This window comes from Sphingomonas sp. BK069 (assembly GCF_014193405.1).
Classification (GTDB): Bacteria; Pseudomonadota; Alphaproteobacteria; order Sphingomonadales; family Sphingomonadaceae; genus Sphingomonas.
Map to the genome: position 1 here is coordinate 715,707 of NZ_JACHZH010000001.1, position 13,875 is coordinate 729,581.

General features: G+C 70.5%; 14 protein-coding genes. 8 read left to right on the top strand and 6 right to left on the bottom strand.

What is annotated here, in order from left to right:
- Positions 1 to 2: 2 nt before the first annotated feature.
- Entirely contained in the window at positions 3 to 788 is a 786-nt protein-coding gene (gene flgG / locus FHY02_RS03625; protein ID WP_183920512.1) for a flagellar basal-body rod protein FlgG, read from the bottom strand.
- A gap of 38 nt (positions 789 to 826) precedes the next feature.
- Complete coding sequence (locus FHY02_RS03630; protein WP_183920514.1) at positions 827 to 1,573, bottom strand: flagellar hook-basal body complex protein; 747 nt, start codon at positions 1,571 to 1,573, stop codon at positions 827 to 829.
- Positions 1,574 to 1,762: 189 nt separating this feature from the next.
- Here FHY02_RS03630 and FHY02_RS03635 point away from each other — a divergent pair, with 189 nt between their 5' ends.
- From FHY02_RS03635 to FHY02_RS03650, 4 genes are read left to right on the top strand one after another with little or no spacing between them, the layout of a single operon-like run.
- Positions 1,763 to 2,278, top strand: a complete 516-nt coding sequence (locus FHY02_RS03635; RefSeq protein ID WP_311731767.1) for a flagellar basal body-associated FliL family protein — start codon at positions 1,763 to 1,765, stop codon at positions 2,276 to 2,278.
- Positions 2,275 to 3,588, top strand: a complete 1,314-nt coding sequence (gene fliM, locus FHY02_RS03640) for a flagellar motor switch protein FliM (RefSeq protein WP_183920517.1) — start codon at positions 2,275 to 2,277, stop codon at positions 3,586 to 3,588. Before FHY02_RS03635 ends, fliM begins: the two co-directional genes overlap by 4 nt.
- A complete protein-coding gene (locus FHY02_RS03645) occupies positions 3,585 to 4,238 on the top strand; it encodes a hypothetical protein (protein WP_183920519.1) in 654 nt (217 codons plus the stop codon). The genes fliM and FHY02_RS03645 overlap by 4 nt, the downstream gene beginning before the upstream one ends.
- The gene (locus tag FHY02_RS03650) at positions 4,235 to 5,089 is read left to right on the top strand and encodes a MotE family protein (RefSeq protein WP_183920521.1); all 855 of its coding nucleotides are present in this window, start codon (positions 4,235 to 4,237) and stop codon (positions 5,087 to 5,089) included. The genes FHY02_RS03645 and FHY02_RS03650 overlap by 4 nt, the downstream gene beginning before the upstream one ends.
- 438 nt (positions 5,090 to 5,527) lie before the next feature.
- Here FHY02_RS03650 and FHY02_RS03655 read toward each other — a convergent pair whose 3' ends face one another.
- Entirely contained in the window at positions 5,528 to 5,926 is a 399-nt protein-coding gene (locus FHY02_RS03655; protein ID WP_183920523.1) for a hypothetical protein, read from the bottom strand.
- Between the two features lie 82 nt (positions 5,927 to 6,008).
- Between FHY02_RS03655 and FHY02_RS03660 the strand changes: the two genes are divergently transcribed.
- Together FHY02_RS03660 and FHY02_RS03665 are read left to right on the top strand one after the other, a co-directional pair.
- On the top strand, positions 6,009 to 6,257 hold the full coding sequence (locus FHY02_RS03660; RefSeq protein ID WP_183920525.1) for a hypothetical protein: 249 nt from the start codon (positions 6,009 to 6,011) through the stop codon (positions 6,255 to 6,257).
- Positions 6,254 to 8,020, top strand: a complete 1,767-nt coding sequence (locus FHY02_RS03665) for a hypothetical protein (RefSeq protein WP_183920527.1) — start codon at positions 6,254 to 6,256, stop codon at positions 8,018 to 8,020. Before FHY02_RS03660 ends, FHY02_RS03665 begins: the two co-directional genes overlap by 4 nt.
- 184 nt (positions 8,021 to 8,204) lie before the next feature.
- Here FHY02_RS03665 and FHY02_RS03670 read toward each other — a convergent pair whose 3' ends face one another.
- Both FHY02_RS03670 and FHY02_RS03675 read right to left on the bottom strand, forming a co-directional pair.
- Complete coding sequence (locus FHY02_RS03670; protein WP_183920528.1) at positions 8,205 to 9,119, bottom strand: ROK family protein; 915 nt, start codon at positions 9,117 to 9,119, stop codon at positions 8,205 to 8,207.
- Entirely contained in the window at positions 9,120 to 9,563 is a 444-nt protein-coding gene (locus FHY02_RS03675; protein ID WP_183920529.1) for a MarR family winged helix-turn-helix transcriptional regulator, read from the bottom strand.
- 134 nt (positions 9,564 to 9,697) lie between these two features.
- Between FHY02_RS03675 and FHY02_RS03680 the strand changes: the two genes are divergently transcribed.
- Together FHY02_RS03680 and FHY02_RS03685 are read left to right on the top strand one after the other, a co-directional pair.
- A complete protein-coding gene (locus FHY02_RS03680; protein ID WP_183920530.1) occupies positions 9,698 to 10,606 on the top strand; it encodes an alpha/beta fold hydrolase in 909 nt (302 codons plus the stop codon).
- Between the two features lie 49 nt (positions 10,607 to 10,655).
- Positions 10,656 to 11,834 carry a winged helix-turn-helix domain-containing protein gene (locus tag FHY02_RS03685; protein WP_183920531.1) on the top strand — a complete coding sequence of 393 codons (1,179 nt, stop codon included), beginning with the start codon at positions 10,656 to 10,658 and terminating at the stop codon, positions 11,832 to 11,834.
- A gap of 216 nt (positions 11,835 to 12,050) precedes the next feature.
- Here FHY02_RS03685 and glmS read toward each other — a convergent pair whose 3' ends face one another.
- The gene (glmS, locus tag FHY02_RS03690) at positions 12,051 to 13,874 is read right to left on the bottom strand and encodes a glutamine--fructose-6-phosphate transaminase (isomerizing) (RefSeq protein ID WP_183920532.1); all 1,824 of its coding nucleotides are present in this window, start codon (positions 13,872 to 13,874) and stop codon (positions 12,051 to 12,053) included.
- Position 13,875 lies beyond the last annotated feature (1 nt).

The following is a 13,875-nucleotide window of genomic DNA, read 5'->3' on the forward strand; positions in this document are numbered from 1 at the left end:
CCTCACCGCAGCTGCGTCGTGGTGGCGAGCATCTCGTCGGCCGTCTTCACGATACGGCTGTTCATCTCATAGGCGCGCTGCGCGCTGATCAGCGCGGTGATCTCGGCCACCGGGTTGACGTTCGACGCCTCAAGATAGCCCTGTTTGAGCGTCCCGAAACCCGGCTGCCCCGGATTGGCGACCGTCGGCTGGCCCGAGGCCTCGGTCTCTTGGAACAAATTGGAGCCGAGTGCCTCGAGCCCCGCCTCGTTGACAAAGGTCGCGAGGTCGAGCTGGCCGACGTCCTGCAGCTGCACCTGGTCGGCGAGCTTGACCTGCACGAGCCCGGTCGGGCTGATCGACACGTCGGTGGCGCCGTTGGGGATGGTGATGTCGGGCTGGACGCGATAGCCGTTGGTCGTCACCACCTCGCCCTGGTCCGAGAGCTTGAACGCGCCCGAACGCGTATAAGCGACCTCGCCGTTGGGCAGCGCGATGCGGAAATAGCCCTGACCGAGGATCGCGACGTCGAACTTGCTCTTGCTTTCGGTGGTCGCACCCTGCTCCAGAACACGATACACGCCGGCGGCGCGCACGCCGCTGCCGAGCTGGATGCCCGCGGGCACGCGCGTGCCGTCGGCGCTGGTCGCCGCGCCGGGCCGGCTCACCTGCTCGTACAACAAATCCTCGAACTCGGGCCGCTGCCGCTTGAAGGCGGTGGTGTTCATGTTCGCGATGTTGTTCGCGATGACGTCGACGTTGGTCTGTTGCGCGAGCATTCCGCTCGCGGCGATCGACAGGGAGCGCATCGTGGTTTTCCTGTGGTGAGAGTGGGTCGGGAAGGTGATCAGTCGGGCTTGGCGAGCCGCGAGATCGCGAGCTTGCGCAGCGTGTCGATATTGGCGGCGGCCTCGCTGGTGCGCTGATAGGCGCGCAGCACCTCGATCATGTTGGTCGTCTCGATGATCGGCTGCACGTTCGAGCCCTCGACGCCGCCGCTTCGCAGGCGCGTCTCCGCGGCCGGCAGCAGCCGCCCGCCGGCGCCGGTGAGCAGGCCGTCGCCGCGCTCGTTCACGCGCATCTCGTCGAACTGGGTCACCGCGAGCCGAGCGATCGGGCCGGCGCTGGTCGAGACGGTGCCGTCCTCGGCGATGGCGAGACTGCCCCGCTCGTCCGGCGACACCGCGATGTGGCGGCCGTTCTCGTCGAGCAGCGGTGCGCCCGACGGGGTGCCGAGCTCCCCGGTGGTGAGAAGGGTGATGAACCCGGCGCGCGTATAAGCGGTCGCACCGCTCGCGTCCTCTACCGAGAGATAGCCCGGGCCGTCGATCATCACGTCGAGCGGATTGCCGGTGGGCTGGAAGGCGCCCGCGCGGGAGTCATGCACTTGGCCGTAATCGAGCACGAAGGACAGGCGCTTGGCGTCCTCGATCGGGGCGCGGCGGACGCGCTCGACGTGTTCACGGAAGACTTCCTGCTCGCGCTTGAAGCCGACCGTGCTGCTGTTCGCCATGTTGTTGGCGGTGACGTCGAGCTGACGCCGCAGCGCGGCCTGGTGGCTCAGCAGCACATAGGTGGATACGTCGGATCCCATCCGTCTCTCTCGCCCGTCCTTCTACGTTGCATCGCCGCGACGCCGCCGCCGCGGCCGGGATCGGCGCGGTCCTCGCACCAAAAACCAGCGCGTCGCGGCAACTGCCCGAGGCTCGCCCCTATAATAGGACCAACCGCGCCGGGTGGTGGCTCACCGCTCGAAATTGCGCGGCCAAGCATGAGGTATGACGTGGCAGAACGAGCCGACGTGTTGAGATTCGACCGGTCCCGCGGCACCGCGGCGGTGACGACGGAACCGCGCGACGAGCAACGTCGCCTGCTGCTGGCGGTGATCGTCGGCTTGGCCGCTCTCCTGATCATCGGCGGTGGCTTGGCATACGCCGACGTATGGCCGTTCGGCGGCGGGGACACGGCCGGACAGCCAAGCGGCCAGGCGGCCAGCGCGCGCTATGTCGACGTGCCGCCGATGGTGGTGACCTTGCGCAGCGCCGACGGCCGACAGCATTTCCTCAAATTGCACTTCGTCATCGTCGCCTCTGACGCCGCGCAGGTCGGCCGGATCACCTCGTCGATGCCGCTGATCCTCGACACGCTGCAGTCGTTTTTGCGCGAGCTGCGCCCGGAGGATCTCAGCGGTTCGGCCGCCGTGTTCCGGGTCAAGGAAGAGATCCTGGTGCGGTTGCGCGACGCGCTCGGCCATGACGGCGTGAACGAGGTGCTGATCCAGGATCTGATCGAGCAATGACCACCAGTCCCGACGGCCGCGCACCCGGCTCCACCCCCGCCCCCGCGCGCCCGGAGCGCACCGATCCGCCGCGCGGCGACCGCGTCAACACCGATCGCGCGACCGCCGCCGCGACGCCGCGACCAGGCGAGGCGCGCGCACCCGCGGCGGCCCGAACGACGGCGCCGGGCGAGTCCAACGTCACACACGCCACGGCTTCCGCGACGGACGCGGCGACACTCGTCCGGCCGAGCGCCGCCGCACCGGCGAGCGGCGCCGCCGCCGCCACAAGTCCCGCGCCGACTCCGACGACAATCGATTCAGGCCACGCCGGGCCAACCGACACGATCGAGCCTGGCGCGAACGGCGACGCGCCGGACACGTTCGACCAGGCGAGCATCGACGCTCTCTTCGGCGTCGAGAGCGCCCCCCGGCCGACGCGGCGCACCGGGTTGCGCGCGCTGATCGAGGCCGACGTCGCCAATCACGAGCGACTGCCGATGCTCGAGGTCGTGTGCGAGCGCATGGTCCGCACGCTCGGTACCAGCATGCGCAACCTGACCGCCGATTCGCTGGACGTCCGCGCCGAACGCGTGAGCACGATGCGGTTCGCCGAGTTCATGGACCATCTGCCGCTCCCCGCGATGATCGGCGTCTTCCTCGCCAAGCAATGGGGCAATTACGGGCTGATCACCGTCGACTCATCGCTCGTCTACGCGGTTGTCGACTCGCTCCTGGGCGGTCGCCGTGCCCCGAATACGATGCGCATCGACGGTCGCGCCTTTACCGCCATCGAGACACATCTGGTCGGGCGCATGATGCAGCAGACGCTCGACGATTTCGCTCAGTCGTTCGAGGCGATCGAGCCGGTCGACTTCGCGCTCGAGCGCGTGGAGGTGACGCCGCGCTTCGCCGCGATCGCGGCGCCGACCAACCTCACCGCGGTAGCGAGCTTCCGCATCGACATGGAGGGGCGCGGTGGCCGCTTCCATCTCGTCCTGCCGCACGCCACGATCGAGCCGGTTCGGGAAAAGCTGATCGAGCGCTTCGTCGGCGAGAAGATGGGGCGCAACACGATGTGGGAGAGCCATATCGCCGAGGAGCTGTTGCATACCGAGGTGCAGGTCGACGCCGTGCTCGGCGAGCGCGAGCTGAGGATCGAGGACTATCTCGCGCTCAGTGAGGGGCGCACGATCACGCTCGACCGCGCGCCCGACGACGGCGTCGCACTTGAATGTCGCGGCGTCCCGCTCGCGACGGGCACGATCGGCACGCACAGCTCGCTGGCGGCGATCCGGCTGAGCACCCCGATCGGTCAGGTGGCGTCGTGACTGACCTCTCCTTCATCACCAATGTCATAACCTCGCTGTTCTGCGCCGCGGTGCTGGTGCAGACGGTGCGGCTCTCGCGCGCCGTGCACAAGCTCCGCCACGCCGGGCTGATCGAGGTGGTCGCCTCGCTCGAGGCCGCCACGGACACGTCGCAGCAGGCGCTCGGCGAGCTCACCAAGGTGCTGAGCGCCGAGGGCCCGCCGCTCGACGCGGCGGTGCGCGGCGCCCGCGACCTGCGGGCGCAGCTGGTCACCCTGCGCGACGAGCTGTCGCTGATGATCGACATCGGCAACGGAGTCGCCGAGCGCATCCTGGCGGCGGCGAACGGCGCGCGCGACGTACCCCGGGTAGCCGGTGAGCTCGACGGGCGCGCCGCCCGTCACACGGAGGGACGAGCCTCTTCGTCGTCGGCGCAGGAAGCGCGCGAGGGATCCGAGGACGCAACTTCGATGCCTGTCCCACCCACGCCGGCACCTGTCACCAGACCGCGCCAAGTGGAGAAGAGTGGCCGGAATGATCGGGGAAGAGCGCTCGCGGTTGTTTCCGCGACCGAAGCGCCGTCGACCGATGAGCGCGAGCTCTTCACTACGGGTGGGGTTGATCGCGCCGATACGTCGTCCAAAGCCGCTGCCAAGGAACCCCGATCGTGACCCAGCAAGTTGTTCCCCCTGCCGCGGCGCGCGCCGGCGCAGCGGCTGCGAAGCCCCTACCCTCGGCCAGTGTGACAGCGGCGCCGGCGCGCGGCTGGACCAAGCGCCTGCTCCGGCCGTCGCTGCTCACGCTCACCGCCGGGGCAGCGGCGGCCTCGACGATCGCGCATGCGGTCGCGGGAACAAGTGCGACCGAGGCGGTGAGCGACAATCGCTTCGGCAACGCGATCGCGCAGAGCATCAGCGAGCGGGACCAAGCGATCGCACGACGCAACCGTGCCGCGGAGCTGCGCGAGCAGAGCGCGCTGGCGCTGGAGCAGCGGGTTCAGTCGCAGCTCGGCGCTCGCCGCGGCGACGGAACGGGCACTGACCAGGCAGGCGGTTACGGCGATGCGCCGCAGCCGATCGAAGATCTCGCGCGCGTCTATCAGACGATGAAGCCGAATCGCGCGGCACCGGTTTTCGCGGCATTGGACATTGATCTTCAGGCACAGGTGGCGCGGCGTATGCGCGGCCGGTCGCTGGCGCTGATGATGGGAGCGATGACGCCCGCGGCCGCGCTGAGGCTCAGCACCGCCCTCGCCGGACGTGCCGCGCCCGAGATGTCGGCGGCGCAGCAGCGCGTCGCCACCGCGGCGGGGATCACTCTACCCACAGCAGCGCCGCGACCGTCGACGGCGCGGCCGGCAGTAGCCCAGACGTCGGCACCGGCGCGCGCCGAGCCGCCGCGTTTGGGCCCCGTCTCGCCGCGGGTGATCCCACCGCGCGTCGCCGCTCCGCCGCTCCCGCCGTCGGACGCCGGCGGCACGCCCAGCCGGTCTGCAGCCCCTTCAGCGCGACCTGCTACCTAGGTCACGCACGGTTGCCGCATGCCTACCACAAGGCGAACTGATCGACGCCACCTTGTCGGGTGCATATCGGAGCGCATGTGACGTGATCGTCAGGCGCCGGGGCCGCTTACGTTCCTCGGTGCTCGCAAACCACGATGTCTGTAAGCGCCACACTGCGCCGATCCTCGGGGCTAGCAAGCTCCCACGATCGCGCATCGCGGACCGGAGCCGCCCCGATCGCCGCGTTGATCGGAGCGGCAGCGGTGGTCTGGGGCGCTGATAGCGCTTCACGTCACGAGGCTCGCACTCGGCGCACGCGCCGTAGCGGCTGCTGGCAGCAACAGCTCGGCGGCGCGTTAGCTACTACCCCTTCGCTCCGGATCTTCGCGCCGATAGCGGCGCGCCGCGCCCGTCGCATCCGCGCTCGCCTCCGGCCCTAGGTCGCGAAGCCGGCGTCGTTCAGATCGGCTCGCTGGTCACTTCCAGGATCAACACCTGGCGTGCGTCGCTCATCCCCGTGCGCTGCATGGCGCGGTTGAGCACGCCGCTCATGCGTTCGGCATTGATCGGCGCCAGTGGCCCACACTCCGCGCGATCGAAGTCGATGAGCGCGATCAGCAACGCCGATCGCGCCTCGGGCCGCTGCTGATAGAGCCGGAGTGCGCCGTTGGAATCGGACGCCTGCAAGGCGAGCCGCACCCGCATCCGACCACTGATCGTGCCACCCTCGAACAGCGGCAGCTCGATCGGATCGACGTACACGATCGGGCGATCGGTGATGTAGCCGCGTATGTCGGCGCCGCGGTCAGCCGCGACCAGCACGAGCGGCAGCAGGGCACGCAGCAGCGAGCGTCTCAAGCGATCCTCCGAAAGCGAGGCGGCGCCACCGCGCGCCGCTCATCCGCTCCTATGATAGGACGAGCAACTCGATGGATGGTCAATGCCCGGACGAAACCTTCCGCCACGCTATCGCGTGATCACCCGCGACAGCGAGACACCAGCGTCGCGCGCCGAGCCGCGTGACCGGCGCTGGGACGATGACCCGTTCGGCGCCGAACCCTCGACACCGGCGCGTGCTCGCGGCGAGGATGCGGCGTCGTGGCCACTGATCGGCCTGTTCCTCTCCGCTACCGCTGCTGGCGGTGCCGGCGTCGCGCTGCTCGGCCTGATCCCGGACGTGCTGTCGTGAGGGCGCCTCTCACCGCGGCGCTCGCGCTGGCGCTCGCCGCCGGCGGCGCGACGGCGCAGACGAGCGGCGCCACCTTCGCACCGACGCTCGCACGGCTGCCGCTGCCCAGCGGCAAGGCGGCGTGGCCGATCGTGCCCGACACCGCATCCTGGCACGCGCTGAGCGTCTCCGCGAGCGAGCGGCAGGCGGCGCGCTGGGCGTTCGCCCGCAGCCTGATCGGGCAGGGCCGCGGCGCCGAGGCGCTGGGCGTGCTCGAGACGATGCGTCAGGACGAGCCCGATCTGCTGCTGCTTGACTCGTTCCGGCTCGCCTATGGTGCCGCGCTGACGCTCGCGCATCACGACGATGAGGCGCTGGTCGCGCTCACACCGCCCTCGGGTGGCACGGACTCGCCGAGCGCCGAGCGCTGTGCCTGGCGGCTACGCGCGCTGGCCGAGCTCGCTCAATATGAGGCCGCGCGCGCCTTGGTGAGCTGCGCCACCCCGGCGCTGATGGCCCGACCGGCGGTGGCAAGAACGCCGTTCACGCTGGCGATCGCCACGGTCGCGCTCGAGACAGGCCGCCCCGAGGCTGCGACGGCGGTGCTCGCGGGCATGCCCGCGGATCACCCTGGCGCGACGCTGTTGCGCGCGCGGGCGCAGGCGCTTGAGGGGCAGTATGCCCCGGCGCGCACGCTCTTCGGCAAGATAGAGCGCGAGGGGTCGGCGGTGGACCGCGCTATCGCCAGGCTCGGGCTGATCGAGGTCGGCCTGGCAGACCGGTCGCTCGCGCCCGAGGCGGCGATCAAACAGCTGAACGCGCTCACCTTCACTTGGCGGGGCGACGCGGTCGAGGAGCGCGCTCGTGCGCTCACGTTCCGGCTTGCGGCCGAGCGGGGCGACCACGCCGCCGCGCTCGCCGCGGGCGGTGCGCTGCTCCGCTATTTCGACGTGACCCGCCGCCCGGCCGACTTCCGCGCCGAGGTGCAGCGCCAGCTCGAAGCCTTGATCGGCCCGGGTGCGACCACGGCGCTACCGCGCAGCGCGACCCTGTTGTGGGACTATCGCGACATCCTGCCGTCGGGTGCGAGCGGTGATCAGCTGATCGAGACCTTCGCGCAGCGCCTCGTTCAAGCGGGTCTGTACCAGCAGGCGGCCGACCTGCTCGCCTATCAGCTGCGTTATCGCACGAGTGACATCGCGCAGGGGCCGCTCTCCGCTCGCGTGGCTACGCTGCAGATCCTCGCCGGCAAGCCGGGCGACGCGGTGACGTTGCTGCGCACCACCTTGAGGAGCGATTACACGCCCGCGATGATCGCGGAACGCCAGCGTGTCCAGGCGATCGCGCTGTCGCAGCTCGGCCGGGTCGACCAGGCCGTGGCGATCCTGGCGGAGGTGCCGAACAGTGCCGCGCTCCGCAGCGAGATCCTGTGGAAACAGCGGCGCTGGGCCGATCTCGTCGTCGCCGACCAGTCGCTGCTGCCCCGCGCCGCGGCGCCGCTCAGCGACGTCGAGCAGATCGTGGTGCTGCGTCACGCGATCGCGCTGGCGATGCTCGGTCGGATGAGCGACCTCGGCTCGCTGCACCAGCGCTACGCCGCGGGCTTCGAGGCCAAGCCGAGCGGCCGCGTCTTCGGACTGCTCAGCGGACCGCTGAATAGCGGCGGTGGAACGCGACTCGAGGAAGCGCTCGCGGCGCTGCCGACGGTCAGCCCCGTCGACGCGCTCGCGCCGCTACTGGACGCGCCGGTCACGCCGGTTGAGCCGGAGCGAACTACGACATGACGATAGTCATGTCCTCGTCATGGCGCGCCCGCGTCGGCCTGGCGGGATCAATCGAGTGCGTACTGCGGCGATTCTTGACAGGGCGTCCTGCCTGGACGACGGACCGGCCAGCGCTTCGAACAAGCCTAAGGAGGGCTTCGCGGGCGGGGCATGCGGCATGCCCCGCCCGCATTCCGCCGAACGCCTACCCCGGCAACGCGGCGCCGAGCTGATCCTCTACCGCCAACGCGCCGAGGAGCACCGCACCGAGCGGCCCGGCGTTGCCACCGAGCGCGGCCGGGACGAGAAACGTATCCATGTCCGTCACTTCCGGTAGCGCGACATAGCCGTTCAGGTTCGCTGCGGTCGCCGCGCGCAGCCGTGGCAGCAGCCAAGGGTTGCCCACCATCACCCCGCCGCCCAGCACGATCCGGCGCGGCACGCCGGTGAGCGTCAGCGTCGCGAACAGCGTCGACAGCGCGCCGACCACCGTCTCCCACGCCGGGTGATCGGCGTCGAGATCCTCGCCCTTGATCCCCGTCCGCGCCGCGATCGCGGGACCGGCGGCGAGTCCTTCGACGCAGGCGCCGTGATAGGGACAGGCGCCGATCCAGTCGTCTCCGGCGACGCGGGGTGGCCGGATATGGCCGAATTCGGAATGGGTCAGCCCGTCGACCGGGCGCCCATGCGCGATCATGCCCGCGCCGACGCCGGTCCCCACCGTGACATAAGCGAGGTCGGGCAGCCCCTTCCCCGCGCCCCAGCGCGCCTCGGCCAGTGCCGCGCCGACGACGTCGCTGTGGAATCCGACCGGTACGTCGTAGCGCGCGCCCAGCCGCCGCGCGACGTCGGTGTTCGCCCAGTGCGGTTTGGGCGTCGAGGTGATCTTGCCATAGTCGCCTGAGTGCGGATCGATCGAGACCGGACCGAAACTCGCCACGCCGATCGCCGCGAAGCCGCGCCACTGGTCGAGCGCCGCCTCGAGCGCGGGGAGCGTCTCCTCCGGGCGCGTGGTGGGCACACGAACTTCCTCCAGGATCGCGTCCGGACCGCGCGACAGTACCGCGATACACTTGGTCCCGCCGAGTTCAACGCCCGCGATCAGCGGCAATTCCGCCATTCAACTCTCCTCCTGCACCGCGGCGTCGATCCGCCGCAGCATGTCCGTGAACTGGTCGAGCTCGGTCGCGGTGAAGCGACCGAAGATGCGCCGCTCCAGCGCCTTGGCCTCGGGCGCGACCTGCGCGTACAGCGCCTCGCCCGCCGTGCTCAGCCGCAGGTGGTGCGAGCGCCGGTCGGTGTCGTTGGGGCTGCGCTCGAGCAGGCCCCGCCCGGTCAGTGCGATGGCGGCGCGGCTCACCGTCACCTTGTCCATCCGGCTGCGCTCGCCCAGCGCCACTTGCGTGATCGGCGCGTGCTCCGCGATCAGCGTGATGAGCCGCCATTCCGGGATCGACAGTCCGAACAGCGCGTCATAGGCGCGCGCGATCCGGTCGCTCACCCGGTTGGAGGTGACCGACAGCAGGTAGGGCAGGAAGCGGTCGAGATGGAGGCGATCGGCCATGAACTCGCTGCGCTAACACGGGACGCGGCGCAGCGGAACCGGAATGGAAATGTTGCATTCACGTGACGACGATATGACGCCTATCATACAGGCACAGGGGCGCGGCGGGAGGTGCGTCCGGGACGGAGTGAGCGATGGCCTTGGTACAAGCGAACGGGATCGAGATCGACGTGGAAGAGAGCGGCCCGCGCGACGGGCCGGCGATCCTGCTGATCATGGGCCTGGGTGCACAGCTGGTGCGCTGGCCACCGGCGATGGTCGAGGCGCTCGCGGCGCTCGGCTATCGCGTGATCCGCTTCGACAATCGCGACGTCGGTCTTTCCAGCAAGTTCGATCACGCGGGCGTGCCCAGCATCGTGTGGACCGTGATGCAGAAGCAGTTCGGCCGCGTGCCGCCGGTCCCTTACACGCTGACCGACATGGCGGCGGACGCGGTCGGCGTACTCGACGCGCTCGGCGTGGAGCGCGCGCATCTGGTCGGCGCCTCGATGGGTGGCATGATCGCGCAGCTGGTGGCCGCGGGATGGCCGGCGCGCGCCGCCTCGCTCACCTCGATCATGTCCACCACTGGCCATCCCGGCTGCTCGCGCCCGTCGATGCGCGCCACCGCGCTGCTGCTGCGGCATCCGCGCAGCGACGATATCGAGGCGATCGTCGCGCACGGCACGATGGCGGGCCGCGCGGTGAGCGGGCGCTTCCCGATGGAGGACGCGATGATGGCGGAGCGCATCCGTGCCGAGACGCTGCGCAACCGCTGCCCCACCGGCTTCCTGCGTCAGATGGCCGCGATCGTCGCCGACGGCGACCGCACCGAGCGGCTGCGCGCGATCGAGGCACCGACGCTGGTGATCCACGGCAGCGACGACCCGCTGGTGCCACCCGCGGGAGGCCGCGAGACCGCGCGCGCGATCCCGGGGGCGCGGCTGCTCGAGATCGAGGGCATGGGGCATACGCTGCCGCCTGAGCTGATCGAGCCGATCGTCGGCGCCATCGACGAGCATGTCCGTGCCAGCACGGCACCGCGAGTGGCTCGCGCCGCCTGATCTACCCGCGGGTTGACGCCGCCGCGTCGCGACCGGCAGGACAAGGCGCATGACGCTGACTCTCTCGCAGCGCGAGGCGCGCCGGATCGCACTCGCGGCGCAAGGTTTCGGCCGCCGATTGCCGCTGAGCCCTGGTGCGGCGCAGCTGCGTACCACCGCGGAGCGGCTCGGCCTGTTCCAGATCGACAGCGTCAACGTGCTGACGCGCGCGCATTACCTTCCCGCCTTCGCGCGGCTGGGCGGTTACGACCGCGACCTGCTCGAACGCGACGCCTGGGGGCCGCTGCGCCACCGCCGGTTGTTCGAATATTGGGCGCACGAGGCGTCGCTGCTGCCGCTCGACCTCCACCCGCTACTCCGCTGGCGGATGGCGCGGGCCGAGCGCGGGGAGACCGGCTATCTGCGGCTGCGTCGCTTCGCCGGCGAGGATCGCTCGCGCGCGATGGCGGTGCAGGAACGTATCGCCACCGAGGGACCGCTCACCGCAGCGGACTTCGAGGACGGCGCGAGCCGCAGCGGCTGGTGGGAGTGGAGCGATACCAAGCACGCGCTCGAATGGCTGTTCTGGTCGGGTCGGATCACCACCGCGGCGCGGCGCGGCAGCTTCGCGCGCGTGTACGACCTGCCCGAGCGCGTGCTGCCCGCGGCGGTCCTGGCGCTGCCGACGCCCTCGCCCGAAGTGGCGCAGGCGGGGCTGATCGAGCGGGCCGCCCGCGCGCTCGGGGTCGCGACCGCGGCGGACCTGCGCGACTATTATCGGCTGCGTCCGGCCGAGGGCGACCACGCGATCGCGACGTTGGCCGAGTCGGGGAAGCTGCTGCCGGTGCGGGTGGAGGGCTGGTCGCAGCGCACGTGGCTGCATCGTGACGCCGCGCCGCCGCGGCGGGTGCGGGGGGCGGCGTTGCTGGCGCCGTTCGACCCGCTGGTGTGGGAGCGCGGGCGGACCGAACGGCTGTTCGGCTTCCGCTACCGGATCGAGATCTACGTCCCGCAGGAGCGCCGGCAGCACGGCTACTACGTCCTTCCCTTCCTGCTCGACGAGGCGCTGGTGGCGCGGGTCGACCTCAAGGCCGAACGCGCCGCGGGCGTGCTGGCGGCACGGCGTGTGACGCTTGAGCCAGGCGCGCCCGCCGACGCGATGCCGCGGCTGCTGGCAGAGCTGGAGCGGATGGCGGCGTGGCTCGGGCTGGAACGGGTCGTGCTGGGTGGGATCACCGACGGCGGGTGAGTGACAGGGGATGGATAGCCTCCGCCCCCTCCTTCTGCCGTCGTTCTGAGCTCGTCTCAGGATGCACCGTGCCGCAGGAGTCGCGGTACCTACGTTTGCGGAACCGTGGATCCTGAGACGAGCTCAGGATGACGCCAGCGGCGGGGGCGGCGGACGAAAAAGAGAGCGTCCGCCCGCTCCTGCGCCAGCGCGAGCCGGCGTGACGGAGCGCCCCCCTCACTCCACCGTGACGCTCTTCGCCAGGTTGCGCGGCTGGTCGACGTCGGTCCCCTTCGCCACCGCGACATGGTAGGCGAGCAGCTGCACCGGCACCGCATAGACCAGCGGCGCGATCAGCGGGTGGACCTTGGGCATGGTGATCGTCGCGACACAGCCCTCGCCCGCCGCCTCGACGCCGTCATAGTCGCTGATCAGCAGCACCTTGCCGCCGCGCGCCTGGACCTCCTGCATGTTGCTGACGGTCTTGTCGAACAGCGGACCCGTCGGCGCGATCACCACCACCGGGACATGCTCGTCGATCAGCGCGATTGGCCCGTGCTTCATCTCGCCCGCGGCATAGCCCTCGGCGTGGATGTAGCTGATCTCCTTGAGCTTCAGCGCGCCCTCCAGCGCCAGCGGATAGTCCGTCCCGCGCCCCAGATAGAGCACGTCGCGCGCGCCCGCGACGGTGCCCGCGATCGCCTCGATCGACTCGTCATAGGCGAGCGCGCCGTTGATCGCGGCGGGCGCCTCGGCGAGTTGGCGGACGATATTGCGCTCCTCCGCCTCGGTCAGCCGCCCCTTGGCCTTGGCGAGATTGGCGGCGAGCGCGGCGAGCACCGCGAGCTGGCAGGTGAACGCTTTGGTCGAGGCGACGCCGATCTCCGGGCCGGCGTGGGTCGGCAGCAGCAGGTCGGCCTCGCGCGCCATCGTGCTGGTGGGTACGTTGACCACCACCGCGATCGTCTGCTTCTCGGCGCGCGCATGGCGCAACGCAGCGAGCGTGTCCGCGGTCTCGCCCGACTGGCTGATGAAGAGCGCCAGACCGCCCTCCTCCATCACCGGCGCGCGATAGCGGAACTCGCTCGCGACATCGAGGTCGACCGGCACGCGCGCGAACTGCTCGAACCAATATTTGGCGACCATGCCGGCGTAGAAGCTGGTGCCGCACGCCACGATCGTGACGCGGCGGATGCCGGAGAGATCGAAATCGGGGATCGGCAGCACGATCCGCCCTTCGAAGCGCTGCAGATAGCTGCGCAGCGTCTGGGCAACCACGATCGGCTGCTCGTAGATCTCCTTCTGCATGAAGTGGCGGTGGTTGCCCTTGTCGATCAGCGCGCCGGTCACGCCCGAGATCGTCACCGGCCGCTCGACCGGCGCGTTGTCGCGATCGTACACCTGCGCGCCGTCGCGCGTGCAGACGACCCAGTCGCCCTCCTCGAGATAGGCGATCCGCTGCGTCAGCGGGGCGAGCGCGAGCGCGTCCGAGCCGAGATAGGTCTCGCCGTCGCCGTGGCCGACCACCAGCGGCGAGCCGAGCCGCGCGCCGATCAGCAGCTCGGGGTGGCTGCGAAACAGGATCGCCAGCGCGAAGGCGCCGTGGAGCCGCGGCAGCACCTCGCGCACCGCGTCCGCGGGCGCGGCACCGGCCTCGACCTTCTCGCTGATCAGGTGCGCGACCACCTCGGTGTCGGTCTCGCTGGTGAAGACGCGGCCGCGCGCGATCAGCTCGTCGCGGAGCGACTTGAAATTCTCGATGATGCCGTTGTGCACCACCGCCACCTCGTCGGTGGCGTGCGGGTGCGCGTTGTTGGTGGTGGGGCCGCCGTGGGTCGCCCAGCGCGTGTGCGCGATCCCGGTGTGGCCGGGCAGCGGCTCCGCAGCCAGTGCGCGCTGGAGGTTGATCAGCTTGCCCGAGGCGCGGCGACGCGCGATCGCGCCATTCACCACGGTGGCGATGCCGGCCGAATCATAGCCGCGATATTCGAGCCGCTTGAGCCCGTCGAGCAGGCGATCCGCCACGTCGTCATGGCCGAGGATACCGACGATACCGCACATC